Below are 22,373 nucleotides of genomic sequence, written 5' to 3'. Positions count from 1 at the left end.
ACCACCTGCCCAAACACACAGCAATGCTTCAATTTCTGGGTTTTTCAGCAGACTGCTAGTGGGAACAGCGCTTGGTAGTCACTTTCACATCGGCGTGAGTCTGTAACCGGTAGAAGGTTTACTCCGAACTCATCGTTAAGAACGCGCGTCACGCGCTTCTGACGATGATGGGAGCCGGACCATGTCGACCAAGCACCTTTTTGCGATTTCGCTCGCCTTGCCGCTTCTAGCGATGTCGGCGTCGGCCCATGCCGAGCACAATTACCAACATCGGCCAATCCAACCGAGCGAATATGGCGCGCTGGCGCAAGCCGGTGCACCGAAGGCGACGCGCGAAACCGAATTGCAGCGGCGCCGGTCGGCGCAACCGGTCGGTTCTGCGAAGGCATGCACTTATCAGGGTGGGCCTAAATCTGGCTTGTGGTCGTGTCGGTAAGACGAGGCGAGTGGATATCCTCGAGGGTCACGTTTTGGACGGCGCCGCGGTGGCCTTGTCGCGGGTGGTGTGAGTGTTGTCGCGCGTGCACTCCACCGCACGGATGACTCTCTGCCCTTTGTCGCGCTGTGGTACGGCGGCACGATTTTGATGTGCACGCTCGCAGGTGCGGTATTGGGACCGCGGCTGCTGCGCTGGTGAAGCACCGCGGTTACAGGCTTCACGTCGGCGTGAGCCTGTAACCGCCGGCGGATTGGCTCCGAACTCATCATCAGAAGCGCAAATCAATGCGCTTCAAGGAAATTGATGGAGCCGGGTTATGTCGATCAACAAGAGCCTTCTTACCCTCTCGTTCCTGGTGCCGCTCGTTGTGGCATCGGCGACCGCGCAAGCGGGCCTGACGATCTCCGACAAGCGGTATTTGCCTAATGAGGCGAGGGGAACGCCGCCAGCGGGCAGCGTTGCCTCGCAACGCGATCCGCTGTCTGCATTCGGTTATGATCGGGGAGCATCGCGATTGCAGCCGATGGCCGTGCCGAGCCCCGCTGGAACGCGATGGCGCTATCACGGCGGACCCAAGTCCAACTACTAGCGCGGTAGCGTCGGCCGGGTCGGCAAAAACGGTTAACCAGCAGGTCTTCCACTGGCGTGTTTGTGAGCAGGATGACCTTTTCAGCAGGCGCTCTCCATGAGAGTGTAGCCCGATGAATGTTCGACAGATGATCAAATGGCTGCTGGCCGTCCTGGTGACGGCAGGCCTGACGATTGCGCCGTTGGCCACGCCAGCGGCGGCCGGGCATTCGATGGTCGCGCTGACGACGCAGGCGGCCGACATGTCGGACATGACGGCTGACATGCCATGCTGCCCGGACAAGCAGAAGAACGATGATTGCCGGGATTGTCCGCTCCTCGCGATCTGCATGTTGAAGGTGCTGCAAGCGGGGCCCTCACCCCTCGGCGTCGAGATGGCACTGCCTACGCTTGCGCGATTGCATCCGCTTGACGACGTCGTGGCCGACGGCCTGGCCCGTCCGCCTCCCGACCATCCTCCTCGACATCTGGTCTGACCGGCGCAGCGCGCCGGATGCAGCCGCGCGGCCGTTGGGCTTGCGCGGCCGTCACATGCCGCGCAAGCGGCAGATCAAGACGCAATCGAGGATTGGAAGAATGACATCGTTCAATACGTCGCGCGCCCTTGGGGCCGCGCTCATCGGCCTGGCCATCACAGGTAGTGCCAGCGTCGCGCATGCCGAGATCAAGAATTACGAATTCCAACTCGTTCAGCCGACCGTGCAGGCCGGCGCCGACCGCATCGTCGCGGTGCGGCTGATCGACAAGACGAGCGGAAAGGCGGTGCCCGACGCCGTGATCTTCGCGACGCGGCTCGACATGGCGCCGGACGGCATGCAGGAAATGGTGACCAAGGTCACGCCGATGCCCGGCACGGAGCCGGGGACTTACCGCTTCAAGGCGAGCTTCAGCATGGCCGGACGCTGGCAGCTCTCGCTCGGCGCGAAGGTGCAGGGCGAGACCGGCTCGGTCGACAGCAAGCTCGTCGTCACGGCCGAGAAATGAAGCGCCTCGGCCTCGCCGGCGCTGCCGCTGCGATCGTCGCCGCGGCAGGCGCAGCATTTATCGTCCGCGGCCTGCCGCCGCGGCCGGTCACGACCGTCATGGCCTCCGCCGCGCACGCGGCGGAGCCGGGCGCACCGATCTATTTCCAGGATCCGGACGGCAAGCCGTTCTACTCGCTGACACCGAAGACGACGCCTGATGGTCGCGCCTATCGTGCGGTGCCCGCCGGTGCCGATCTCAGCTTCGACGAGCCCGCGGCCGAGATGCCGGCCGCGGCGGCCACCGACCAACGCAAGGCCGAGCGCAAGATCAAATACTACCGCAACCCGATGGGGCTTCCCGACACCTCGCCGGTGCCGAAAAAGGATTCCATGGGGATGGATTACATCGCCGTCTATGAGGGCGATGACAGCGATGACGGGTCGATCAGACTGTCGCCCGGCAAGATCCAGCGCACCGGCGTCACATCGGCGCGGGTGACCCGCCAACCGATCAGGTCGGTGATCCGGGCGCCGGGGACGGTGCAGGAGGACGAGCGGCGCGTCTCGGTCGTGGCGCTTCGCTTCGAGGGCTTCGTCGAAAGCGTCGCCAATGTCACGACGGGTGACCACGTCCACAAGGGGCAGCCCCTGATGACCATTTACAGCCCGGCGCTGTCGAGCGCCGCGGCCGAATATCTCTCGGCGATCAATGCCGGCGCGACCGGAAAGGAGCTGAAGGGCGCGCGGCGGCGGCTGGAGAATTTGGCGACGCCGGAGCCGGCGATCAAAGAGCTCGAGCGCACCAAGGATATCTCGCTCTCGATTTCCTGGCTCGCGCCGCAGGATGGCGAAATCCTGGAGCGCAACGCGGTGAACGGCATGCGGGCCGGACCCGGCGACGTGCTGTTCCGGATTGCCGACCACACGCTTCTGTGGGTCGTGATCGATGTCGCCGAACGCGATCTGATGCAGGTCGCGCTCGGTTCGAAGGTCACGATCCGGCCGCGGGCCCTTGCGGGCCGGAGCTTTGCGGGCGTGGTCTCGCTGATCTATCCCCATCTCAACATGCAAACCCGCACCGCGCGGATTCGCGTCGAGGTGCCCAATCCCGACGAACTGCTGCGGCCGCAGATGTATGTCGACGCCGAGATCGACACCGGCGCGCCGGCCCCGGTGCTGGCGGTGCCCGAGAGCGCGGTGCTCGACAGCGGTACGCGACAGGCCGTGCTGGTCGACAAGGGCGAGGGCCGCTTCGAGCCGCGCGCCGTCAAGCTCGGCCGTCATGGCGGCGGCTATGTCGAGGTGACCGAGGGTATCAGCGAAGGCGACGCGGTCGTGACCTCGGCGAACTTCCTGATCGACGCCGAGAGCAATCTGAAGGCGGCGCTGAAGGGATTTTCCGAGCCCGGCGGCGCGAAGCCGATGGAGATGCCGGCCAACGCGGGAGCCAGGCCATGATCGCCCGCATCATCGCATGGTCCGCCCGCAACCTGCTGCTCGTGCTGTTCGGCACCGGTTTTGCGGCGGCTGCCGGGCTCTATGCCCTGATTCATCTGCCGCTCGACGCGATCCCCGATCTCTCGGACACCCAGGTGATCGTCTACACGGAGTATCCCGGCCAGGCGCCGCAAGTGATCGAGGATCAGGTCACCTATCCCCTGACCACGGCGATGCTGACGGTGCCGAAATCGAAGGTGGTCCGCGGCTTCTCGTTCTTCGGCGTCTCCTTCGTCTACGTCATCTTCGAGGACGGCACCGACATCTACTGGGCGCGCTCGCGCGTGCTCGAATTCCTCAACAGCGCCGCGTCGCGATTGCCTGCGGGCGTCGCGCCGACGATCGGGCCGGATGCGACCGGCGTCGGCTGGGTCTATCAGTACGCCGTGATGTCCAAGGAGCTGAACCTTGCGGATACAAGGACGATCCAGGACTGGAACCTGAAATTCGCGCTGGCGAAGGCGGAGGGCGTGGCCGAGGTGGCCGGCGTCGGCGGCTTCGTCAAGCAATACAACGTCATCCTCGATCCGCAGCGGATGCGCGATCTCGGCATCACCATGCAGAAGATGCGCGACGCGATCCGCGCCTCCAATGCCGACGTCGGCGGCCGCACCGTCGAACTCTCCGAGTTCGAATATGTGATCCGCGGCCGCGGCTACCTGAAGAGCATCAACGATCTTGGCAATGTCGTGCTCAAGACCGACAACGGCACGCCGGTGCTGCTGCGCGACGTCGCGCGGGTGGAGCTCGGCCCCGACGAGCGGCGCGGCATCACCGAGTTGAACGGCGAGGGCGAGGTGGCGAGCGGCATCGTGCTGCAGCGCTTCGGCATGAACGCGCTCGACGTGATCGAGAGCGTCAAGAAGCGCTTTAAGGAGATCGCGACCAGCCTGCCGAACTCGGTCGAGATCGTCCCGGTCTATGACCGCTCGAACCTGATCTATGCGGCGATCGATACGCTGAAGCACACCCTGCTCGAGGAGAGCGTCGTGGTGGCGCTGGTGTGCATCGTGTTCCTGCTGCATGTCCGCAGTGCGCTGGTCGCGATCCTGATGCTGCCGGTCGGCGTGCTGATGGCGTTCGGCGCCATGAAGCCGCTCGGGATCGGCTCCAACATCATGAGCCTCGGCGGCATCGCGATCGCGATCGGCGCGATGATCGATGCGGCGATCGTCATGATCGAGAACGCGCACAAGCATCTCGAGCGCGCCGCACCCGACAAGTCGCGCGTTGCGATCCTGATCGAGGCGGCGTCCGAGGTCGGGCCGGCGCTGTTCTTCAGCCTGTTGATCATCACCGTGTCGTTCATGCCGATCTTCACGCTGGAATCGCAGGAGGGGCGGCTGTTCAGCCCGCTCGCCTTCACCAAGACCTTTGCGATGGCGGCCGCGGCGCTTCTGTCGGTCACGCTGGTGCCGGCGCTGATGGTGATCTTCGTGCGCGGCAAGATCGTCCCCGAGCACAAGAACCCGATCAACCGCTTCCTGATCTGGATCTACCGCCCGGTGATCAGCGGCGTGCTGCGCGCCAAGGCGCTGGTGATCGTGCTGGCGCTCGCCGTGCTTGCGATCTCGGTCTGGCCGGCGCGCCAGCTCGGCACGGAATTCATGCCCAACCTCAACGAGGGCACGCTGCTCTACATGCCGACCACGCTGCCGGGCATTTCGGTGACGAAATCCGCCGAGCTGATGCAGACCCAGGACCGCATCATCAGGAGCTTCCCGGAGGTGGCCTCGGTCTACGGCAAGGCGGGCCGCGCGGCGACCGCGACCGACCCGGCGCCGCCCGAGATGTTCGAGACAGTGGTCAACCTCAAGCCCAAGGAGGCGTGGCGCAAGGGCGTCACGGTCGACAGCCTGATCGCCGAGATGGACAAGGCGCTGCAATTCCCCGGTGTTTCCAACGCCTGGACTATGCCGATCAAGGCGCGCATCGACATGCTCTCGACCGGCATCCGCACCCCGATCGGCGTCAAGGTGATCGGCACCGATCTCGCCGGGATCGACGCGCTCGCCAGACAGATCGAGCAGGTGCTCAAGGCGGTGCCGGGGACCTCGTCGGCTTATGCCGAGCGCGGCCTTGGCGGCTACTACCTCGAGATCACGCCGAACCGCGAGGCGCTGTCGCGCTACGGCATCATGGTGCAGGACGTGCAGGACACGATCGCGTCCGCGCTGGGTGGCCAGAGCGTGACCACGACGGTCGAGGGACGGCAGCGTTTCGCGGTCAATGTGCGCTATCCGCGCGACCTGCGCGACAATCCGAAGGCGATCGCAAGCGACATCCTGGTGCCGATGCCGGCAGGCGGGGCCGTCCCGCTCGGCGAGGTCGCCACTGTGGCGCCGGCGCGCGGGCCGACGACGATCAGGACCGAGAACGGGCAATTGGCGACCTACATCTATGTCGACATCCGCGATCGCGATCTCGGCGGCTATGTCGCGGACGCCCAGCGCGCGGTGCAGGCAAGCATCCAGTTCCCGCCGGGCGCTTACGTGGTCTGGAGCGGGCAGTACGAATATCTCGAACGCGCCACCGCGCGGCTCAAGATCGTCGTGCCGGTGACGCTGTTGATCATCTTTCTCCTGCTCTACCTCAACTTCCGCTCCGTCGCCGAGACCATGATCGTGATGCTGTCGCTGCCGTTCGCGCTGGTCGGCGGCCTCTGGCTGATGTGGTGGCTCGGTTTCAACATGTCGGTTGCGGTCGCGGTCGGTTTCATCGCGCTCGCCGGCGTAGCGGCCGAGACCGGCGTCGTCATGCTGATCTACCTCAACCACGCGCTCGCGGAGACCAGGGCGCGCTGCGCCGTCGATGGACGGGCGGTGACCCGCAAGGACCTGTATGAGGCGATCATGGAGGGCGCCGTCGAGCGCGTCCGGCCGAAGATGATGACCGTGGTCGCCATCATGGCCGGGCTGCTGCCGATCATGTGGAGCACCGGCACCGGGTCCGAGATCATGCAGCGCATCGCGGTCCCGATGATCGGCGGCATGATCTCGTCGACCCTGCTGACGTTGATCGTGATCCCCGCGATCTTCGCCGTCGTGAAGGGGTTCGGGCTTGGAGCCGCGACCCGGGAGAGCGAGGTCGCCCAAGCCACAGCGTCCTGACGATGACGGGAACGCCAACCGGGCTGGCGCGTTGCTGTGCATATCGCGCAGCGGGAAAGGCCCCTCCATGAAACTCAACGCGGCAATGCTGATGGCGGCACTGATGCTGTCGGGAACCGTGTTGGCACAGAGCTCCGGCCCGTCGGCCGGCGGCCCCGTGGACAATGGACAGGGCGCCAACGTGACGACCACCGGGCAGGCGCAGAACGATAGCAAGAAGACCGGCGACAGCGGCCCGCCGATCGAGAAGGCGGCCAAGCCGGACGAGGGGTCATCGAGTGCGACGGTCGGCAGCAGCCGTTCGCAAAAGCCCCGGCGCCAGGAGCATTATCCGTAAGCCTAAAAATTGGCAGCGATTGGTAGGATGGGTAGAGCGCAGCGAAACCCATCACCTGCGTGCCGTGCATTGAGATGGTGGGTTTCGCTGCGCTCTACCCACCCTACAAAAGCCCAAAAGAAACCGGCGCAGTCATTGCGACTGCGCCGGCAGGTGGCGTTAAGATCATGTCGGCTCAGTAGACGAGGCCGGTGCCCGGCGGCTTCTCGAGGGCCGCGGCGAGCGAGCGGTATTCGTCGCTGTTGGTGCCGGCGAGCTGGGCGATGCGGTTCAGGTGATACTGCGCCTGATCGCGGTTGCCCTGTTCAACCTGCCAGAGGCCATAATACTGCCAGGTCCGCACATGGGCCGGGTCCGCCTTCAGCGCGCGCTCGTACCAGATCTGCGAGACCTTGTAGTCGCCGAGCTTGCGGTAGGAGTAGCCGATCAGGTTTGCGACGTCGGCGCGGTCATCCTGACCAAGCGCCTTCAGCTGGTCGATGGCGGCGGCGTAGTCGTGGCGATCGTAGATCGTGGTGTAGGCCGCACGATAGCCGTCCAGGAATTTCTGGTCGTCGATCGCAGAGCTCTTGTCCTTCTTCGCCTTCTTGCCCTTGCCGCTGTCGGAGGCCGGCGGGGACGGATTGTCGCCGCCCGCGGCATAGGCCGAGATGACGGGCCCGGCAGCGATCGTCAACGAGAGCGCTGCGAGGGTCAAAAACTTCGTCGTCTTGCTCATTCCTGGTTGCTCCTGATCGTTCCTGATCGTGCCCGGTAATCCTACACCGAAGCCTGAGGACTTGAACACCCGCGGCTCCGGAACATTCCCGGAAGCCCCTCGATTCCCCGTGATCGGGGTGCGGCAATTCGACGGGCCGCGGAACATGACCAACTTGTCATGCAGATGAACGAAGTCCGTCAGAGCGCTTCAGAACGGGTTCAGCGCGCCGCTCCTAAGGTGGCCTGCATTGATCGGCGAGGCCGACCATCCGGCCGGGGACCTTCCGATCCCGTGGAAGAGGAGACCACCATGTTGAAGACGATTTCTGCAGCGCTGCTTGCCGTGTCTGTCATCGCCGCTCCGGCGCTCGCCGCCGAACAGGGCAAGACCGCAACGCCTGCGCCTGCGCCTGCGCCGGTGGCCAAGGCCGCGACCCCTGCGCCGGAGTCCAAGACTGCGCCCGTGATCAAGAGCGAGCAGGCGCCGTCGAAGGCGATGAACGCCAACGCGAAGATGACTCATAAGAAGCACTATCGCCATCGTCGCACCCACAAGCAGCAGATGGGCGTGCTGAAGACCAAGCACGTGACGCCGAAGGTTGCGATCAAGCACGTCGCGCCGGCCAAGCGCGGCTGAATCTGAAGCGCCCCTGAACCTGATCCGCGGGCGTGGTTCGATCCTTATTGCCCCGCCGCGTCAGCGGATGTCAGACCCGGCCCGACCGCCATTGCTTCCCCAATGGCGGCGGGCCGGAGTGCTGCTGAGGTCAGCACCTGAGATAACCGAGTTGCGAATTCCCTTTCGCCGTCCGGCGCTATAAGACACGGCTCCGGGGGATCATGGAACGGCACGCGTGGGGACTTCTGCACAATTGACGGCGGTGCTGCTGGCATCGATCGCGCTCGCCGGTTGCGCCGGCGGCAGCGACGATGCGCGCCCGATTACCTTTACCGACGACCGCGGCGTCGCCGACCAGCCGTTTCCGAACAGCTACCGCGCCGAGATCCTGGCATTCATGCGCACCTACCTGAACAATCCGGTCGGCGTGCATGACGCTGGGATCGCCGAGCCGGTGCAGCGCACGGTGGGCGGCCGGCTGCGCTACGTCGTGTGCGTGCGCTACAGCCCGAAGGAATCGGACGGCAGCTACCGTCCGCCGCGCGAGCGCGGGCTGATGTTTGTCGACGGCCGGCTCGACCGCATCATCGAGAACGCCGCCGAGCCCTGCGCCGGCGTCGCCTATGGGCCCTTCGCCGAGCTGGAAAAAATGTCGCGATAAGGGAGTGCGGACCGTTAGCGAAGTCCGATCACTTTTCGGCGAGCGTTGAACCTGCCTTTAGCCATCCGCGACTTCCGTTCAGCCGAAATGCGGCCGCTTAACGGGCGAAAAATCCTACTGTGACATGGAACAAACCGGCTTTGTTGCGGCTCCATCACAGTTCGGAAACATCACGGGTCCGGCATTGCCCCAAAGCAACCTAATTGAGGTCACGTTGTTTGGATTGATAGCGCAACGTTCGTAACGGGGATCGAAGATGAAGACGTTTCTGCTCGGCGCTGTCGCCGTGGCCGCTCTTGCGAGCCCGGCCTTTGCGGCTGACATCCCGGCACGCACCTATACCAAGGCGCCGCCGCCCTATACCGCACCGGCGGTGGTCTATAGTTGGACCGGGTTCTACATCGGCGGCCACGTCGGTGGCGCCTTCACCGACGGCACCAGTTTGATGGGCAGCGACGCGCGCTTCATGGGCGGCGTGCAGGGCGGTTTCGATTACCAGTTCGCACCCAACTGGGTGATGGGTGTCGAGGCGCAGTATTCCTGGCTGCCCAGCAACACGAACAACGGCGTGCTGTTCCCGGGTGGGACGCTCGTGTCCGGCAATACCGACCAGATCGGCTCGGTGACCGGCCGGCTCGGCTACACCTGGGGCCCGACGCTGCTCTACGCCAAGGGCGGTTACGCCTGGCGCGACGGCACCAATCTCGGCGCCACGGTCGGCGGTGTCCCGGTGGGCTTCACCACCGACGCCAACCACAAGGACGGTTATACGGTTGGCGGCGGCCTCGAATACATGTTCGCGCCCAACTGGTCGGCGAAGGCCGAGTACCAGTACTACAATTTCGGCAAGACGACCTTCACAACCGGCCCGGCCGACATCGTCGGCACGAGCTTCCGGAACGACGAACACACCGTCAAGCTCGGCGTCAACTACCGCTTTGGTTGGGGCGGGCCGGCTGGCGCCAAATATTGATGGACAGTCTCAGTCGACGCGAAAAGGCCGGCTTCCCGCCGGCCTTTTTGTTTGCCGGCTAGCCAGCCACGCCCGCACCGCCAACCTTCGTGCAATGCAAAAATAATTCCTGCATTGCACGGAACTTTCATCGTTGATGCGTTATTATGCGTCCGCCGGGGCTGGTGGACAAACAAAAATGCGTGCTGTTGCGTTAGGGCTGATTCTCTCTGCGGTCGCTGTGCCGTGTCTGGCCCAGACCATCCTGAAATCCGAACCCCTGATCCTCGCTCCCTATGAGGTTGCGTTCGTGCAGGACCCGTCCTGCCCGGTCGGCAAGGTCCTCAAGGTGACCGGGGCGATCCGGGGCCTGCATCGACGGAAGATCTGCGTCTCGCTCGCATCCGAGCAGGCGTCGCTGGTGACGGCGACGCCGTAGGGCCGGTCAACGCCGCCTCACACCATTCCCGATGGCTGACGCGCACCGGGAAGGCGCGTCTACACACTCAAATTCGGCTCCATGCGAGCTTCGCGCTCGGCCTCCGCCTTGTTGAGAGCGGGGTCCTCGTGCGGCTCGAGCTCGCAGGCGCGGATCTCGTAACCATTGTCCAGCACTAGGCGGGGCAACGGCGCTTCCTTGTCCGGGACTACCTCGACCACGAAGCCGGACTTCCTGGCGAGCGTCCAGACGTCGGCCTCGGCCGGGTAGGCCTTGCTGACCTGGGCATCCTGGTAGAACAGCGCGTAGGGCATCGGTTGCTTCCCCCAAACCACGACAACGCAGGCAAGCCTTAAGAGGTTTCCGTCGCGAGACTCCGCGCGCCGATCACGGAGCCGTGAGCAAGCACTTGAAACTATGAGCCATTTCGGTCCCTCTGCCGGGGCGCCCTGAGTCCTTAATGAGGCGTAAACCCCGGAAAAAAGAATCCCCGGGACTCTCCGGGTAGAATCGCCGGATGCTCCGGCCCATGAGAGCGATCTTCCAGACCCCTCACGACCGCGTGCAATTCACGCTGACGATTGCGCTGCTGGCGGCCTGCGCCGCCAATCTGGCGCTGGTCTACGCCTGGCTCTGATCGCGCGCGGCGCTCGCACCCGGCCCCGATTTGACGGGCCGCTCATTCTCCCCATCATGACCACCACAACAACGGCCTGCCGCGCGCAAACGGACGGGCGGATGCGGGATGGAGCAACATGATCGAAGCGCTGAAGGAGCGGGTCAATGCCGACGCTGGCCTGGTGCGGCGGGGGCGGTTTCTGACCACGAGCGTTCTGCTCGAGATCGGCAAGACGGCCTGGCTGATCGCGATCCATGAGGGCCGCATCGTGTCGGTGACCAAGGGCCCGTTCGTGATGCCGTCGTCGGTATTCGCGCTGCGCATCTCGGACGAGGAATGGGACAAGTTCTGCATGCTGCGGCCGCCGCCGGGCTCGCATGACCTGATGGCGCTGATCAAGGCCGCGTGCTCCGCGCCGAGGGCGACCTCAAGGTCTTGATGGCGAACCTGCGCTACTTCAAGGAAGCGCTCGGCAAGCTCCGCGCGCGCGAGGGAGTTGCCGCATGAGCGCAAGCTTCGAGCCGATCATCGGCCGCTACATGCATCTCGATCTGTTCGGCCGTGCGCACCGCATCTATGTCGAGGAGGCAGGCTCGGGCACACCGCTGTTGTGCCTGCACACGGCCGGCAGCGACGGGCGGCAATATCGCGGCCTGATGAACGATGCGCGCGTCACGCGCAATCATCGCGTCATCGCCTTCGACATGCCCTGGCACGGCAAGTCGTCGCCGCCGTCGGGCTGGCACGACGAGGAGTACCAGCTCACCTCGGCGCAGTACACCACGATGATCCTCGATGTGATGGAAGCGCTCGCGCTCGACCGGCCGATCCTGATCGGCTGCTCGATCGGCGGCCGCATCGCGCTGCATCTGGCGCTCGAGCACCCCGAGCGCTTCCGCGCCATTATCGGCCTGCAGGCCGGCGCGCATGTCGATCCCTATTACGATCTGAATTTCCTGCACCGGCCGGACGTGCATGGCGGCGAGGTCTGCGCCGCGATCGTGTCGGGTCTGGTCGGGCCCGATGCGCCTGAGCGCGAGCGTTGGGAAACGCTGTGGCACTACATGCAGGGCGGCCCCGGCGTGTTCAAAGGCGATCTCTATTTCTACAAGATCGACGGCGACATCCGCGCCCGCGTCGCCGAGATCGACACCAGGCGCTGCCCGCTGTTCCTGCTGTCAGGCGAGTACGATTATTCCTGCACGCCGGAGGAGACGCTGGCGGTGGCGAACAGCATTCCCGGCAGCGAGGCGATCATCATGAAGGGCCTCGGTCATTTCCCGATGAGCGAGAATCCGGGCGAGTTCGTGAAACACCTGTGGCCGATGCTGGAGAAGATCGACGGTCGCTGACGTTGCGCTGGGCGCCGCATCCGTCGTGGCCAGGCTTGTCCCGGCCATTGATTGACATCTGTCTTGACGGAAGCCGAGACGTGGATGCCCGGGAGCCGTCTACGCTAAAGCTTCGCCGGGCTCTGGTGCTTGCCTCGCCGAAGCCGTAGCGAAGGCGGGGACAAGCCCGGGCACGACGACGTCATCGGGAAAATGACGGTCTACTTGTCGGAGCGCGGCAGCTCGCTCAACGCGGCGCGGACCTTGTCCATGGTGGCGCTGCAATACTCCTCGCGCTCGCGCAGGAAGCGCTCCTGATGCGCGCGGAAGCTTGCGACCCGCGCCCGCACCTCGGACTGGAAGTCGCCGCGGATGTCGAGCTTCGCAAATGCCGGCTGGGTAGCGGCGGCCGCAGGCTCGACGACCGGCGCAGCGACGGCGGGTGCCGGCGCGACCGCGGGAGGAGCCTCGACCACCGTGGCGACCGGCAGCGGCGGCGGGACCGGCAGTTCGGCCTTCGGAGCCGCCGTGACCGGTGCCGGAGCCTTGAGCGATTCGACGTCGGGCCGCTTGCCCGTCACCGATTGCACGAAGTCCATTGTCTGCGCGATCAGGAGATCGCGTTCTTTCATCCACTTCATGGCGCACCTTTAGGCTTCGGATTCCACCAAAGCAACTTTGCGGAATCAAGCGTTCACCATGATGATGGTTGACGAAGTTGCTCGTTTTGCCTGCGCGGTGACAAAAGGGTGACACCGCGAGGCAGTGCGAGGTGATCACGGCGTCAGGTGTTTGGGGGCCCGGCCACGACCGCCGGGAAGCGGCGCAGGGCCCTGCGCGATCTAGTGGGAGATGGCCTCGGCCGAAATCTGTTCGGCGGCCCGCGCCTCGATCAGGTCGGCGTAGCGGCCGTATTCCTCGGCCATTTCGAGCAGCTTCTCGCGCACCGCGACGTCGGTGACCTGGCGGGCCAGCCGTTTCGCCTGATCAGATTGGAAGCGGTAATGTGCTGTGTCGGACATGTGGCACCTCACACGTATGTAAGGGCCGGTCCACAAAGGTTCATCGCAGCGTCATATGCGACGCGGCTTCCGCAACTGAGCCGGAACGACCACCGGCCGGCGTGAGCGTCAGAGCGACGGCGGAGGGGCGGGCGGCTTGCCGCCCGGATCCATCTCCGGCCGAATCTCGACGTCAAACCAGCCCATGTCTTTTAGCTCACGTGCCTTCTTCTCGGCAGCGTCTTCGCTGTCGCGCTTCAAGACGATCTGGCTGGTGCCGTCCCGCGCAAGGATGAAATAGATCATGGCTGAGTCCACCCCAAAAACAGCGTACACGGCTTTGGCCGGCAGGGACAGAATCAATCCGGACTTTGCGGATTCTTACGGGAAGGCTCCCACGAATCCTGCCACGGTGGCGAAGGCTGGTGCCGGCTGAGGGGATTGAACCCCCGACCTTTGGTTTACAAAACCACTGCTCTACCGCTGAGCTAAGCCGGCGAATGGGGTGGGATCGGCCGCTCGCATAGCAGACTTGGCGGGCGAGGGCCAGAACCTGAGGGCCGGGCGTGCGGTCGGCCGTGAGCGAAAAAGGCGGCCGTCGGGCCGCCTTTTCGTGTCTCACACGCGAGCTGGATCACTGGCAGGGATGCCTGCGGCCGTCGTCGCCGCGGAACCAGGTCCCGGGGGTGCAGACAAAGCCGTTCTGGCGGGCGTATTCGGCGCCGCCGATCGGGGCCGTGGCGATGGCCGCTGCCGTTCCGACCGCGCCGGCGGCGACGCCTGCGGCGGCCGCGACCGGCCAGAGCGGGCCACCCTCGTAGCGATTGTAGCTGCTACGGTAGGCCCCGCGGCGTTGGGTGGCTGTTCCGGTCGTGGCATTGGCCGGTCCCATCGTCTCGCAATTGATGCCCGAGCAGCGGACGGATTTGCCCGTCGTCTGCTGCGCCATTGCGGGGCTTGCCATTGCCGCGGCCAGGAGGGCGGCGGCGCCGAGAGCTTGGAGCCTTGTCATGGGGCTTCTCCCTGAATCATGGGGCTTCTCCCTGAAATGGTAACCCAAGCTAAGCGCGCTCGCGCCGATGCGTTCCGATTTCGCCTTGTGCCGCGTTCAAACCGGTGTGAAGTTCCGCGTCCCATTCGGAGAGAATTTCATGCACACGCGCGACCTCGATTATCGCTGCGGCGACACCAACCTGCGCGGCTATCTCGCCTTCAACAATGATGCGCGCGGCAAGCGCCCCGGCGCGCTGGTGTTTCACGAGGGGCTCGGGCTTGGCGATTTCGCCATGGAGCGGGCGCGACGGCTTGCCGAACGCGGTTATGTCGCGCTCGCCGCCGACATGTTCGGCGAGCGGAAGCAGGCCGCCACCTTGCAGGAGGTCTCGGCCCTTGTCGGCGCGCTGCGCGACGAGCCGGCGACCCTGCGGGCCCGCGGCCGCGCCGCGTTGGCCGCGCTTGCGGCGCTGCCCGAGGTCGATGCCGGCAGATGTGTCGCGATCGGATACTGCTTCGGCGGCTCGGTCGCGCTCGAACTCGCGCGCGACGGCGCCGAACTGAAGGCGGTGGCGAGCTTCCACGGCGTGCTCTCGACCAAATTGCCCGCGACCGAGGGCGCGGTGAAGGCGAGCGTGCTGGTGTTGACCGGCGCGGAGGATCCGCTGGCACCGCCGGACCAGGTTGCCGCCTTCAAGGACGAGATGCGCGCGGCCAAGGTTGCCGACTGGCAACTCGTCAGCTACGGCAACGCGCTACACGGCTTCGCCAACCCGGCCGCCGACGGCTCGATCATGCGCGCCGCGCTGTATGATGCGCAGGCCGATCGTCGCTCCTGGGCCGCGATGCATGGCCTGTTTGACGAAGTGCTGGCCTGACAAGACCGGCGATCTGGTGTTTGATCCGGCGACACGTGGGCAGGGGATCGATGTTCGGAATTCTTGGTCTTGGTTTTCTGCTCGGCATGCAGCACGCGCTGGAGCCCGATCATATCGCAGCCGTGTCGAGCATCGCCGCGCGCCGCACCAGCATCGGTGACATCGTCAAGCACGGCCTGACCTGGGGCCTTGGCCACACGCTGACGCTGTTCGTGTTCGCCGGCGCGGCAATCCTGCTCGGGCGCGCGATCCCGGAGACGGTGGCGCAGCCGATCGAGACGGCGGTCGGCATCATGCTGGTCGGTCTCGGTGCGGATGTGCTGTGGCGGCTGTGGCGCGACCGCGTGCATTTCCACCAGCACGGCCATGCCGACGGCACGACGCATTTCCACGCCCACAGCCATGCGGGTGAGACCGTGCCGCTTGCGTGCACGGTGCCGCATGCGCGTGCCGCTCATGCCCATGCGCACGGCTTTCGCTGGCGCACGCTGCTGGTCGGGCTGATGCACGGCATGGCGGGCTCGGCGGCGCTGCTGGTGCTGACGGTGTCGCAGGCGCCGAGCCCGCTCGCCGGGCTCGGCTATGTCGCGCTGTTCGGCATCGGCTCGATGATCGGGATGGGCGCGCTTTCGAGCGTGATCGCGGTGCCGCTGGCGGCCTCCGCGCGCTGGCTCACCTGGGCCAATCGCTCGCTGCAGGCGGCGGTCGGTCTCGTCACCATCGCGATCGGCATTCACGTGATCATCGAGAACGCGTTTGCGTGACGGCTGCGGCCGCGACACGCGGCGTTAATGGTTCCTGATCCCGTTCCCTCGCAATTGAACGAGCGCGGATGCTTACGCGTTAGGCTTACCGGCAGTTTGGCAGGCCGCCTTAACCCCTTGCGTGCGCACATTGGATTAGGTTGTGGCGCGAACAAGGTGGGACCTGCGTCACATGCGCGTCGGCATAGCACTGGCGATTTTGACGGCCATGACCTCGACGGCGTCGGCCGGCGGCGGCTTCGACATCGTCGTTCCCTACCGTCCCGGCGTGCCCATCGTCATTAACGGCATCGACGCCTCCTACGCCGCGATCGAAGGCGAGTGGGGCCTCGGCAGGAACGAGCAGGTGCAGCCGACCATCTATGGCGGCCGCTACATCTATGACGGCCGCAACGTTGATCCGACGCCGGGTGTCGGCCACTATTATCCGAGCCTCGGCCACATGCCCAGCTACGGCCGGCTCGAGGTCGAGCCGCCGGCGAACCGCAGATTGCCGCAGCCGGCCGAGAGCTATCACGAGTCATGGTCGTCGCAGTCGGCGCCGCTGCCGGCGCAATCCGATCCGCCGGTCAATCCGCCGGCGGTGATCTACGCGCCCCAGTTCAACGACAGCCGGCCGTTCCCGGGCCCGCACCCCGGCCCGGGCCCGCACCCGGGGCCAGGCCCGCAACCGCCACGGGGTCCTTAGGACCAGCGTTCAAGAAGCCTACGCCAACAAGAAGTACATACAGGAGAGAGTAATGCGTCACATGATCACAGGACTGGTTGCGGCGGTGGCCGTGATGGCCGACGCGCCCGCAATGGCGTGCGGCTTCAACACCTGCGGCTATTCCGCACCGGTCGTGAACTACGGCTATTCCTATTCCGGCTGCAACACCGGTTGCGGCTGGGGCGTGGAGCGCCTGCCTGACCCGCTGCAATACTATCCCGCGCAGCAGTATTCGCAGCAGTACTATTACGTGAACCAGGGCCCGACCTACACCGGCCCGGGCAACTGGGCGCCGCGGCCGTACTATGAGGGCACGCAACCGTATTACGGCTATGGCTACGGCTATCGCCGCTACCACCACTACTATCACCGGTCGCACATCGGCTATCGCTACGGCTACGCGCCGCGCCACGCCTATGGTCCGCGTTACGCTCCGGCGTACCACTACGGCCACCGCGTGCTGCGCCGTTACTACTGATCTCACGTCCCGGTCGAGATCAGAAACGCCCGTTCGCAACGTGCGAGCGGGCGTTTTTTTCACATCAGCCCGAGCCGGCTCGCGCCGATGTAGAGCGCGAGCACTGCGGCGTTCGACACGTTGAGGCTCTTGATCTCGCCGGGCATGTCGAGGCGGGCGACGACGCGGCAGGTCTCGCGCGTCAACTGCCGCAGGCCCTTGCCCTCGGCCCCCAACACCAGCGCGAGCGGCTGCTGCAATTCGACGCGGCCGAGATCCTCGGCGCCCTGGCTGTCGAGGCCGACGGTCATGAAGCCGCGGTCGTTCAATTCGTTGAGCGCACGTGCGAGATTCTGCACGGTGACGAGCGGCACCAATTCGAGCGCGCCGGAGGCCGACTTCGCCAGCACGCCGGTCGCCTCCGGGCTGTGGCGGGCGGTGGTGACGATCGCCTTCACCGCAAAGGCCGCGGCCGAGCGCATGATGGCGCCGACATTGTGCGGATCGGTGATCTGGTCGAGCACCAGCACGATGCCTTGCTGATCAAGCGTGTCGATGCCGGGCGAGGGCAGGGGATCGGCCTCGGCGAGCAGGCCCTGGTGCACGGCATCGGGGCCGAGCCGCTGATCGATCGCGTTGGGGCGTACGATTTCCGGCGTCACGCGGGGATCGATGTTCTCCTCCGCCAGCCGCCGGGCGGCATTCTCGGTCAGGAACAGCTTGCGGATCTGGCGTTCGGGGTTGGCGAGCGCGGCCGACACAGTGTGCCAGCCGTACAGAATCACCGGCCCGTCGGAACCGGATTCGCGATCCCGCCAGGCCGGCGGCCGGACTAATTTCTGCCCTTTTTGGAAGGGTTTACCGCCCTTGCTTCGGAAATTGGGTTTGCGGTCGCGGTCGCTCATATGAGGCTTGTGTCACGGCTTCCGAATATTGGCAATTTAACCTCCAAATTGCGCGTCGGCTTGGTTGACTTTGGCTGGTCCCTTCGCCCATAAACGCGCCCGACCGCCCACCCGCTTCGGGTCGATGCGGTTATCAGCGTCATTTCGATGACCCGGTCCGCCGCTACTCGCGCGGCCAGTCTGGCGCTGTTGGACGGGGGAGTGTCCCGAGTGGCAAAGGGAGCTGACTGTAAATCAGCCGCCTCATGGCTTCGCAGGTTCGAGTCCTGCCTCCCCCACCAATCTTTTCAATAGCTTATTGGTGATGTGCTTCCCAGTTGCCCGATACTTCTCAGATTTGGGAAGCGTATGGGAAGCAACCAGCCATCCGGCACGGTTCTCTCCGATGGGAGGGGCGCCACCGAATATTGCAGTCACGAGGCGTGTTCACAAAGCAACATGGTCGTTGACCTGCTTGTGATCTGGCCCGCGATCAAGCTCACTACATGCTGTGGAGGGAGTCACTATGGACCACCACCGCACCACCACTCATTTTGAGGCTAAGATCACCCGGCCAGACAATCAGCCGGCCCGGGTCGACCTCACCTTCCGACTGACAAAGTCGATGAGTCGCGAGGAGCTGCACAAGATGATTATGGATCTTCTGCAGGTCTCGTGGCGAATGGACGAACGGACGGACCCGCAGAAGTGATCACGTTCTGAGCAGGCAATCGGGACTACTTCCTGAATAAGCTGGTGTCGATCGGCGGACACTGGAGCGGCGATGTGCCGTAGCGAACGCCACTTCACTCCCCCATAGAAAAAAGAAAACCCCGCAGGCTGGATGCGGGGTTTTCCCAGTTGACGGACTGGGGAATTCAGGGCGTGAGCCGCCAACTGTTGGTCAAATAACTTAAGGTTGAGATTTGAAAAAGCAACAGCGCTGCGTAGACGGAGTATGTTCGTCGCGCAGCGCTGGCCTAACTACTGGGCCCTGAAATTCCCCAGCGACAATCTGTCGTCGGTGGGTCGAAAAGGTTCAAAGGACCGTGGCCGGGATGCGCGGGCCGTTCAACACCGGGTTGACTGCACCTCTATCGGGTGCTGCACAGCGATGGCTGCAGTGCGGGGACGTACCTTTGAGCGAGATATTGGCGGACATCGTTGCCGCGTATGGCCGGGAGCTGGACGCGGAATCTCTCGCGAAAATGAGAGTCTATCTGGAGACCTTGGTGTCCGCAGGTAAGCGGGACGATCTAGCCGCTTACGGCATCGCCTACCTAGACCAGCTTCACAATCCAGACCGTCGCTACACTGGCTGCTCGAGGGAGAGGGACCGCTCCGTGAGCGGCCCCTTTCCATTCATACGCTGCTTCACGCAGAGGCCAGCGTGTCCGTCATCTCTACGACGTCTGCCATAAGGCGTGGCGGCAGGAACGGCTTCACTACGTTGAGTAGGAGTCGTCTGCAGTCTGCATCGTGCCAATCGGCATGAAATTGGTGCAGTATTTTGTCGTGAGCCTCTATAGCTTCCGCTGCCGTTTCGAACTTTCTTAGCGAGATGGTTTCCCAATTGGCTGGTGGACCGGGGCCGCTTCGCGACCGCCACGTGATAGCGCCGCGATTGCAACTACCAGTTAGATTCGCGGCGGCGTGCCGCGCTTAGACTTCTGTTGGGGTGGAGCAGGTTGGGACGCCGGAGGTGGACTCTCGGCGCTTGCTGATGCGAGCGCGTCAACGCGCGCACTGAGCGCCCCCAACTGGTCCGACAACAGCTTCTGCTCGCCCCGTTGGGCTGAGACATTTTGCTGTATGCCGTTGATCTGGTCAGCGAGTTTCTGTTGGCTGGCCTGAATGTCTTGCACTATTTGTTGGAGCGAGGACAGAGCCTGCTTCGTCTGCTCAATCGCTGGGTTCGGAGGAGGCGACACCTCAGCTTTTTGTTGCGGGGCGACCGATTTTGTTCCGCTGCCGTAGTTCATCCACAGTGCGCCGCCAGCGACGACGGCGAGGAAGGTCACGAGCAGCCAGGGCAGCGCCGATCGCAGCCGAGCATCGGCGGGCTTTGAATGATCGGTCATGGTGATTGTTTCCCCGATTGCGGTGTAATCAGGTTAACGAACCAACGTGGGGTTCGTTCCGGGGTGCTGCACGGATTGCTTCCGGCCGTGGCATTCCCGGCCGCCAGCGCAAAGCGCTTCTTGTCGCCACGCTTTTCCCACGGAGCCGTCTTTTCTGCGTCGCTGTATTGCTTATTAATGAAGAAACTGGACGCGCCGTATTCGTCGGACTCGCCGCTGTTCAGCCACGCGTCTTCATGCTCCTTCAAATCGGCAAGCGTGATGGGTACGAGTTTCATGCTACGACGCCAGAACATTGAGCTTTCGTCGCCGTGCTGATTCCACAGGGCCTCAAGCTCATCGAGATGTTTGAACATGAAGAAGCCGCACGGCTCGAGGCACGGACGAACAGCTGAATCGGATGGCCAAGGTGAGTCATTCTGCAAAAGCCTTCACGCCCAAGCAGGGCCAGTATCTGGCCTTCATCGACGCCTACACGCGCGTGCATCGCCGGCCACCTGCCGAATGGGAGATGCAACGGCACTTCGGGGTGTCCCCGCCTTCCGTCCACCAGATGGTGTTGACCCTCGAACGCGCGGGCCTCATCAGGCGCCAGCCCGGCTCGCCGCGCAGCATCGAAGTGCTGGTCCCTCCTGAGCAGCTACCCGTCTTGGAAATCCCAAACCAATCAGTCAAAACCTCTGTGTCGAGGTACTAGTGGCCTAAGTTGAATCTGAGAGTGGCCTAGTTCCAATTAACCTAGGATAAACCGTACCTTAGCCGACGTTCTCAGTGGTCCTACCGAGACGCCCCCTCGGATGTTCTCCCCCCATCCAACCTTTGACCCAGATCAAGGAATTCGATCCCGCAGAATGAATGACCCGCTGCAACTTTTTCCCATACTGACCGTCTTATAAGCAGCAACCCCAGGGGCTCGAATGCGCACATGGGGGAGCCCCAATGTGTGAAAAGTGCCGGGAACTTGACGAGAGGATTGACCACTATCGGAGAATCGCCCGGGCCATCAATGATCGGTTGACCCTCGACCGGATCGATGAATTGGTCGCCAACATGCAGGCCCAAAAGGCAGCGCTGCATCCCGAACGAAAGTAAGGGGGACCCGATGCGAAGATATTATTTTGATCTTCGTGACGGCGAGGCACTGGTCCGGGACGAAGAGGGAATGGTACTGCCTGACATTGGATCGGTTCAGGAAGAGGCCGTGAAAGCCCTGGCCGACATGGTCCACAATGCAGCCCTAAGATCCGCCAGCCTACTTCAGATGGCGATTGAAGTCCGCGACGACGACGGACCCGTGATGAACGTTAGATTCACGTTCGATATCCTCAGATAGCACTGAGGCCGCCTCAGTTGACGACCTCTCCGATCACAGAATGCTCAGCAGATAAGCTAACTCACTACGGGCGTCTACATCATCTGGCATGGCGGCCCAACTCCCCGCGCTGTTCGCGTGGGACAAGGCGACATCCCCGCTAGGCAATCGGCTCACAGTCGCGACTCTGAAATCACGCGCTGCGCAGGATTTGGGCTGTTCGTTACGTGGTGCTGCGATGGCAGTGTCATCGCGGCAGCCAGGTGCCCGCGCCCGGGCGGCGCGGTGAAGTCAAGCAGAGGCCCGACGGGTACGACTCCGGTCGGATTGATCGAGCGGTGGCTCTCGTAATAGTGCCGCCGGATATGCTCGAAATTCACGGTCGCGGCGATGCCGGGCCATTGGTAGATGTCGCGCGTATAGGCCGACAGGTTGGGATAATCGGCAATGCGGCGGATGTTGCACTTGAAATGCCCGACATAGACCGCGTCGAAGCGGATCAGCGTCGTGAACAGGCGGATGTCGGCTTCGGTCAGGCTGTCGCCGAACAGAAACCTGCGGTCGGCGAGCCGTTGCTCGAGCCAGTCGAGCGTATCGAACAGCGGGACGACGGCTTCCTCGTACGCTTCCTGGGTCGTCGCGAAGCCGGCCTTGTAGACGCCGTTGTTCAGCGTGTCATAGATGCGGGCGTTGACCGCGTCGATATTCGCGCGCAGCGCTTGCGAGTAGTAGTCGCCGGGCCTCGCGCCGATCGCGTCGAAGGCCGAATTCAGCATGCGGATGATCTCGGACGATTCGTTGTTGACGATCGTGCGCCCATGCTTGTCCCAGAGCACGGGAACGGTGACGCGGCCGGTGTAGCACGGGTCGGCTGCGCTGTAGATCTGATGCAGGAACCGCGCATCGAAGACGGTGTCCGGGACGACGCCCAGGCCGTCCGTGAAGGTCCAGCCATTTTCGAGCATCAACCAGTGCACCACGGAGACGGAGATTATGTCCTCGAGGTCTTTGAGCGAGCGCATGATCAGCGTGCGGTGG

Annotated in this window: 30 protein-coding genes, 2 tRNA genes and 1 pseudogene; 22 read left to right on the top strand and 11 right to left on the bottom strand. The window is 64.1% G+C overall.

Annotated elements, in window-relative coordinates; translation table 11 throughout:
• Window positions 1-181: 181 nt before the first annotated feature.
• The 8 genes and pseudogenes from ACFFWD_RS21070 to ACFFWD_RS21035 all read left to right on the top strand — a co-directional run bounded on the left by ACFFWD_RS21070 (window position 182) and on the right by ACFFWD_RS21035 (window position 6,936).
• On the top strand, window positions 182-436 hold the full coding sequence (locus ACFFWD_RS21070; RefSeq protein ID WP_376968408.1) for a hypothetical protein: 255 nt from the start codon (window positions 182-184) through the stop codon (window positions 434-436).
• A 51-nt stretch (window positions 437-487) separates the two neighbouring features.
• Window positions 488-637, top strand: a pseudogene (locus ACFFWD_RS21065) (NrsF family protein); the annotation flags it as partial.
• 118 nt (window positions 638-755) lie between these two features.
• Window positions 756-1,028 (top strand): hypothetical protein, encoded by a 273-nt coding sequence (locus ACFFWD_RS21060; RefSeq protein WP_376968407.1) that lies wholly within the window; start codon window positions 756-758, stop codon window positions 1,026-1,028.
• Between the two features lie 112 nt (window positions 1,029-1,140).
• Window positions 1,141-1,503, top strand: a complete 363-nt coding sequence (locus ACFFWD_RS21055) for a hypothetical protein (RefSeq protein WP_376968406.1) — start codon at window positions 1,141-1,143, stop codon at window positions 1,501-1,503.
• Window positions 1,504-1,603: 100 nt separating this feature from the next.
• Window positions 1,604-2,011, top strand: a complete 408-nt coding sequence (locus ACFFWD_RS21050) for a FixH family protein (protein ID WP_376968405.1) — start codon at window positions 1,604-1,606, stop codon at window positions 2,009-2,011.
• Window positions 2,008-3,450 (top strand): efflux RND transporter periplasmic adaptor subunit, encoded by a 1,443-nt coding sequence (locus ACFFWD_RS21045; protein WP_376968404.1) that lies wholly within the window; start codon window positions 2,008-2,010, stop codon window positions 3,448-3,450. The genes ACFFWD_RS21050 and ACFFWD_RS21045 overlap by 4 nt, the downstream gene beginning before the upstream one ends.
• Window positions 3,447-6,599 (top strand): efflux RND transporter permease subunit, encoded by a 3,153-nt coding sequence (locus tag ACFFWD_RS21040; protein ID WP_376968403.1) that lies wholly within the window; start codon window positions 3,447-3,449, stop codon window positions 6,597-6,599. Before ACFFWD_RS21045 ends, ACFFWD_RS21040 begins: the two co-directional genes overlap by 4 nt.
• A gap of 67 nt (window positions 6,600-6,666) precedes the next feature.
• Entirely contained in the window at window positions 6,667-6,936 is a 270-nt protein-coding gene (locus ACFFWD_RS21035) for a hypothetical protein (protein WP_376968402.1), read from the top strand.
• 175 nt (window positions 6,937-7,111) lie between these two features.
• Here ACFFWD_RS21035 and ACFFWD_RS21030 read toward each other — a convergent pair whose 3' ends face one another.
• Window positions 7,112-7,654 carry a tetratricopeptide repeat protein gene (locus ACFFWD_RS21030; protein ID WP_376968401.1) on the bottom strand — a complete coding sequence of 181 codons (543 nt, stop codon included), beginning with the start codon at window positions 7,652-7,654 and terminating at the stop codon, window positions 7,112-7,114.
• A gap of 291 nt (window positions 7,655-7,945) precedes the next feature.
• Between ACFFWD_RS21030 and ACFFWD_RS21025 the strand changes: the two genes are divergently transcribed.
• From ACFFWD_RS21025 to ACFFWD_RS21010, 4 genes are all read left to right on the top strand, one after another.
• A complete protein-coding gene (locus ACFFWD_RS21025; RefSeq protein WP_376968400.1) occupies window positions 7,946-8,272 on the top strand; it encodes a His-rich protein BRANT in 327 nt (108 codons plus the stop codon).
• Window positions 8,273-8,507: 235 nt separating this feature from the next.
• A complete protein-coding gene (locus ACFFWD_RS21020) occupies window positions 8,508-8,915 on the top strand; it encodes a hypothetical protein (protein WP_376968399.1) in 408 nt (135 codons plus the stop codon).
• A gap of 256 nt (window positions 8,916-9,171) precedes the next feature.
• Window positions 9,172-9,888 (top strand): outer membrane protein, encoded by a 717-nt coding sequence (locus ACFFWD_RS21015; RefSeq protein ID WP_376968398.1) that lies wholly within the window; start codon window positions 9,172-9,174, stop codon window positions 9,886-9,888.
• A gap of 178 nt (window positions 9,889-10,066) precedes the next feature.
• Window positions 10,067-10,306, top strand: coding sequence for a hypothetical protein (locus ACFFWD_RS21010; protein WP_376968397.1), 240 nt, complete (start codon window positions 10,067-10,069; stop codon window positions 10,304-10,306).
• Between the two features lie 59 nt (window positions 10,307-10,365).
• Here ACFFWD_RS21010 and ACFFWD_RS21005 read toward each other — a convergent pair whose 3' ends face one another.
• Window positions 10,366-10,620 carry a hypothetical protein gene (locus tag ACFFWD_RS21005; RefSeq protein WP_376968396.1) on the bottom strand — a complete coding sequence of 85 codons (255 nt, stop codon included), beginning with the start codon at window positions 10,618-10,620 and terminating at the stop codon, window positions 10,366-10,368.
• Window positions 10,621-11,061: 441 nt separating this feature from the next.
• Between ACFFWD_RS21005 and ACFFWD_RS21000 the strand changes: the two genes are divergently transcribed.
• Both ACFFWD_RS21000 and ACFFWD_RS20995 read left to right on the top strand, forming a co-directional pair.
• Window positions 11,062-11,364: a hypothetical protein gene (locus ACFFWD_RS21000; protein ID WP_376968395.1), complete on the top strand. Its 303-nt coding sequence runs from the start codon at window positions 11,062-11,064 to the stop codon at window positions 11,362-11,364.
• A 64-nt stretch (window positions 11,365-11,428) separates the two neighbouring features.
• Complete coding sequence (locus ACFFWD_RS20995; RefSeq protein WP_376968394.1) at window positions 11,429-12,277, top strand: alpha/beta fold hydrolase; 849 nt, start codon at window positions 11,429-11,431, stop codon at window positions 12,275-12,277.
• A 200-nt stretch (window positions 12,278-12,477) separates the two neighbouring features.
• Here the strand turns inward: ACFFWD_RS20995 and ACFFWD_RS20990 are convergent, their stop codons facing one another.
• The 5 genes from ACFFWD_RS20990 to ACFFWD_RS20970 form a co-directional block, all read right to left on the bottom strand.
• On the bottom strand, window positions 12,478-12,897 hold the full coding sequence (locus ACFFWD_RS20990) for a hypothetical protein (RefSeq protein WP_376968393.1): 420 nt from the start codon (window positions 12,895-12,897) through the stop codon (window positions 12,478-12,480).
• A gap of 201 nt (window positions 12,898-13,098) precedes the next feature.
• Complete coding sequence (locus ACFFWD_RS20985; RefSeq protein ID WP_376968392.1) at window positions 13,099-13,278, bottom strand: hypothetical protein; 180 nt, start codon at window positions 13,276-13,278, stop codon at window positions 13,099-13,101.
• A 108-nt stretch (window positions 13,279-13,386) separates the two neighbouring features.
• Window positions 13,387-13,620, bottom strand: a complete 234-nt coding sequence (locus ACFFWD_RS20980; protein ID WP_376968391.1) for a hypothetical protein — start codon at window positions 13,618-13,620, stop codon at window positions 13,387-13,389.
• Window positions 13,621-13,680: 60 nt separating this feature from the next.
• Window positions 13,681-13,755 (bottom strand) — tRNA-Thr (locus ACFFWD_RS20975).
• A gap of 136 nt (window positions 13,756-13,891) precedes the next feature.
• Window positions 13,892-14,269 carry a hypothetical protein gene (locus ACFFWD_RS20970; RefSeq protein ID WP_376968390.1) on the bottom strand — a complete coding sequence of 126 codons (378 nt, stop codon included), beginning with the start codon at window positions 14,267-14,269 and terminating at the stop codon, window positions 13,892-13,894.
• 139 nt (window positions 14,270-14,408) lie between these two features.
• Between ACFFWD_RS20970 and ACFFWD_RS20965 the strand changes: the two genes are divergently transcribed.
• The 4 genes from ACFFWD_RS20965 (at window position 14,409) to ACFFWD_RS20950 (ending at window position 17,079) form a co-directional block, all read left to right on the top strand.
• Window positions 14,409-15,128 (top strand): dienelactone hydrolase family protein, encoded by a 720-nt coding sequence (locus tag ACFFWD_RS20965; RefSeq protein ID WP_376968389.1) that lies wholly within the window; start codon window positions 14,409-14,411, stop codon window positions 15,126-15,128.
• 50 nt (window positions 15,129-15,178) lie between these two features.
• Window positions 15,179-15,892 carry a HoxN/HupN/NixA family nickel/cobalt transporter gene (locus ACFFWD_RS20960; RefSeq protein ID WP_376968388.1) on the top strand — a complete coding sequence of 238 codons (714 nt, stop codon included), beginning with the start codon at window positions 15,179-15,181 and terminating at the stop codon, window positions 15,890-15,892.
• A 172-nt stretch (window positions 15,893-16,064) separates the two neighbouring features.
• A complete protein-coding gene (locus ACFFWD_RS20955; protein WP_376968387.1) occupies window positions 16,065-16,580 on the top strand; it encodes a hypothetical protein in 516 nt (171 codons plus the stop codon).
• 52 nt (window positions 16,581-16,632) lie between these two features.
• Window positions 16,633-17,079 (top strand): hypothetical protein, encoded by a 447-nt coding sequence (locus ACFFWD_RS20950; RefSeq protein WP_376968386.1) that lies wholly within the window; start codon window positions 16,633-16,635, stop codon window positions 17,077-17,079.
• 59 nt (window positions 17,080-17,138) lie between these two features.
• Here the strand turns inward: ACFFWD_RS20950 and rlmB are convergent, their stop codons facing one another.
• Window positions 17,139-17,963, bottom strand: a complete 825-nt coding sequence (rlmB, locus tag ACFFWD_RS20945; RefSeq protein ID WP_376968385.1) for a 23S rRNA (guanosine(2251)-2'-O)-methyltransferase RlmB — start codon at window positions 17,961-17,963, stop codon at window positions 17,139-17,141.
• A 195-nt stretch (window positions 17,964-18,158) separates the two neighbouring features.
• Between rlmB and ACFFWD_RS20940 the strand changes: the two genes are divergently transcribed.
• Window positions 18,159-18,244, top strand: a tRNA-Tyr gene (locus ACFFWD_RS20940).
• Between the two features lie 224 nt (window positions 18,245-18,468).
• A complete protein-coding gene (locus ACFFWD_RS20935) occupies window positions 18,469-18,654 on the top strand; it encodes a hypothetical protein (protein ID WP_376968384.1) in 186 nt (61 codons plus the stop codon).
• 925 nt (window positions 18,655-19,579) lie between these two features.
• Here the strand turns inward: ACFFWD_RS20935 and ACFFWD_RS20930 are convergent.
• Window positions 19,580-20,023 (bottom strand): hypothetical protein, encoded by a 444-nt coding sequence (locus tag ACFFWD_RS20930; RefSeq protein ID WP_376968383.1) that lies wholly within the window; start codon window positions 20,021-20,023, stop codon window positions 19,580-19,582.
• A complete protein-coding gene (locus tag ACFFWD_RS20925; protein ID WP_376968382.1) occupies window positions 20,020-20,379 on the bottom strand; it encodes a hypothetical protein in 360 nt (119 codons plus the stop codon). The genes ACFFWD_RS20930 and ACFFWD_RS20925 overlap by 4 nt, the downstream gene beginning before the upstream one ends.
• A 44-nt stretch (window positions 20,380-20,423) precedes the next feature.
• Between ACFFWD_RS20925 and ACFFWD_RS20920 the strand changes: the two genes are divergently transcribed.
• Together ACFFWD_RS20920 and ACFFWD_RS20915 are read left to right on the top strand one after the other, a co-directional pair.
• Window positions 20,424-20,720, top strand: coding sequence for a LexA family protein (locus tag ACFFWD_RS20920; protein ID WP_376968381.1), 297 nt, complete (start codon window positions 20,424-20,426; stop codon window positions 20,718-20,720).
• Window positions 20,721-21,125: 405 nt separating this feature from the next.
• On the top strand, window positions 21,126-21,356 hold the full coding sequence (locus ACFFWD_RS20915) for a DUF6894 family protein (protein WP_376968380.1): 231 nt from the start codon (window positions 21,126-21,128) through the stop codon (window positions 21,354-21,356).
• Between the two features lie 152 nt (window positions 21,357-21,508).
• On the opposite strand, the gene ACFFWD_RS20910 is transcribed toward ACFFWD_RS20915, so the two are convergent.
• Window positions 21,509-22,373: glutathione S-transferase family protein (locus ACFFWD_RS20910; protein WP_376968379.1), on the bottom strand; the 865-nt coding region annotated here is incomplete at its 5' end.

Origin of the sequence: Bradyrhizobium erythrophlei (genome assembly GCF_042430365.1) — a bacterium.
In the GTDB taxonomy this organism is placed as follows: domain Bacteria; phylum Pseudomonadota; class Alphaproteobacteria; order Rhizobiales; family Xanthobacteraceae; genus Bradyrhizobium; species Bradyrhizobium erythrophlei.
The sequence above is the reverse complement of the archived record's forward strand: the minus strand, read 5'-3'. Positions and strand labels throughout refer to the sequence as shown.

What these genes read in the sequence shown, in the direction of transcription:
- ACFFWD_RS21070 (WP_376968408.1), top strand. Translation starts at nt 182, where the DNA reads ATGTCGACCAAGCACCTTTTTGCGATTTCGCTCGCCTTGCCGCTTCTA.
- ACFFWD_RS21060 (WP_376968407.1), top strand. Translation starts at nt 756, where the DNA reads ATGTCGATCAACAAGAGCCTTCTTACCCTCTCGTTCCTGGTGCCGCTC.
- ACFFWD_RS21055 (WP_376968406.1), top strand. Translation starts at nt 1,141, where the DNA reads ATGAATGTTCGACAGATGATCAAATGGCTGCTGGCCGTCCTGGTGACG.
- ACFFWD_RS21050 (WP_376968405.1), top strand. Translation starts at nt 1,604, where the DNA reads ATGACATCGTTCAATACGTCGCGCGCCCTTGGGGCCGCGCTCATCGGC.
- ACFFWD_RS21045 (WP_376968404.1), top strand. Translation starts at nt 2,008, where the DNA reads ATGAAGCGCCTCGGCCTCGCCGGCGCTGCCGCTGCGATCGTCGCCGCG.
- ACFFWD_RS21040 (WP_376968403.1), top strand. Translation starts at nt 3,447, where the DNA reads ATGATCGCCCGCATCATCGCATGGTCCGCCCGCAACCTGCTGCTCGTG.
- ACFFWD_RS21035 (WP_376968402.1), top strand. Translation starts at nt 6,667, where the DNA reads ATGAAACTCAACGCGGCAATGCTGATGGCGGCACTGATGCTGTCGGGA.
- ACFFWD_RS21030 (WP_376968401.1), bottom strand. Translation starts at nt 7,654, where the DNA reads ATGAGCAAGACGACGAAGTTTTTGACCCTCGCAGCGCTCTCGTTGACG.
- ACFFWD_RS21025 (WP_376968400.1), top strand. Translation starts at nt 7,946, where the DNA reads ATGTTGAAGACGATTTCTGCAGCGCTGCTTGCCGTGTCTGTCATCGCC.
- ACFFWD_RS21015 (WP_376968398.1), top strand. Translation starts at nt 9,172, where the DNA reads ATGAAGACGTTTCTGCTCGGCGCTGTCGCCGTGGCCGCTCTTGCGAGC.
- ACFFWD_RS21010 (WP_376968397.1), top strand. Translation starts at nt 10,067, where the DNA reads ATGCGTGCTGTTGCGTTAGGGCTGATTCTCTCTGCGGTCGCTGTGCCG.
- ACFFWD_RS21005 (WP_376968396.1), bottom strand. Translation starts at nt 10,620, where the DNA reads ATGCCCTACGCGCTGTTCTACCAGGATGCCCAGGTCAGCAAGGCCTAC.
- ACFFWD_RS21000 (WP_376968395.1), top strand. Translation starts at nt 11,062, where the DNA reads ATGATCGAAGCGCTGAAGGAGCGGGTCAATGCCGACGCTGGCCTGGTG.
- ACFFWD_RS20995 (WP_376968394.1), top strand. Translation starts at nt 11,429, where the DNA reads ATGAGCGCAAGCTTCGAGCCGATCATCGGCCGCTACATGCATCTCGAT.
- ACFFWD_RS20990 (WP_376968393.1), bottom strand. Translation starts at nt 12,897, where the DNA reads ATGAAGTGGATGAAAGAACGCGATCTCCTGATCGCGCAGACAATGGAC.
- ACFFWD_RS20985 (WP_376968392.1), bottom strand. Translation starts at nt 13,278, where the DNA reads ATGTCCGACACAGCACATTACCGCTTCCAATCTGATCAGGCGAAACGG.
- ACFFWD_RS20970 (WP_376968390.1), bottom strand. Translation starts at nt 14,269, where the DNA reads ATGACAAGGCTCCAAGCTCTCGGCGCCGCCGCCCTCCTGGCCGCGGCA.
- ACFFWD_RS20965 (WP_376968389.1), top strand. Translation starts at nt 14,409, where the DNA reads ATGCACACGCGCGACCTCGATTATCGCTGCGGCGACACCAACCTGCGC.
- ACFFWD_RS20960 (WP_376968388.1), top strand. Translation starts at nt 15,179, where the DNA reads ATGTTCGGAATTCTTGGTCTTGGTTTTCTGCTCGGCATGCAGCACGCG.
- ACFFWD_RS20955 (WP_376968387.1), top strand. Translation starts at nt 16,065, where the DNA reads ATGCGCGTCGGCATAGCACTGGCGATTTTGACGGCCATGACCTCGACG.
- ACFFWD_RS20950 (WP_376968386.1), top strand. Translation starts at nt 16,633, where the DNA reads ATGCGTCACATGATCACAGGACTGGTTGCGGCGGTGGCCGTGATGGCC.
- rlmB (WP_376968385.1), bottom strand. Translation starts at nt 17,963, where the DNA reads ATGAGCGACCGCGACCGCAAACCCAATTTCCGAAGCAAGGGCGGTAAA.
- ACFFWD_RS20935 (WP_376968384.1), top strand. Translation starts at nt 18,469, where the DNA reads ATGGACCACCACCGCACCACCACTCATTTTGAGGCTAAGATCACCCGG.
- ACFFWD_RS20930 (WP_376968383.1), bottom strand. Translation starts at nt 20,023, where the DNA reads ATGACCGATCATTCAAAGCCCGCCGATGCTCGGCTGCGATCGGCGCTG.
- ACFFWD_RS20925 (WP_376968382.1), bottom strand. Translation starts at nt 20,379, where the DNA reads ATGTTCAAACATCTCGATGAGCTTGAGGCCCTGTGGAATCAGCACGGC.
- ACFFWD_RS20920 (WP_376968381.1), top strand. Translation starts at nt 20,424, where the DNA reads ATGGCCAAGGTGAGTCATTCTGCAAAAGCCTTCACGCCCAAGCAGGGC.
- ACFFWD_RS20915 (WP_376968380.1), top strand. Translation starts at nt 21,126, where the DNA reads ATGCGAAGATATTATTTTGATCTTCGTGACGGCGAGGCACTGGTCCGG.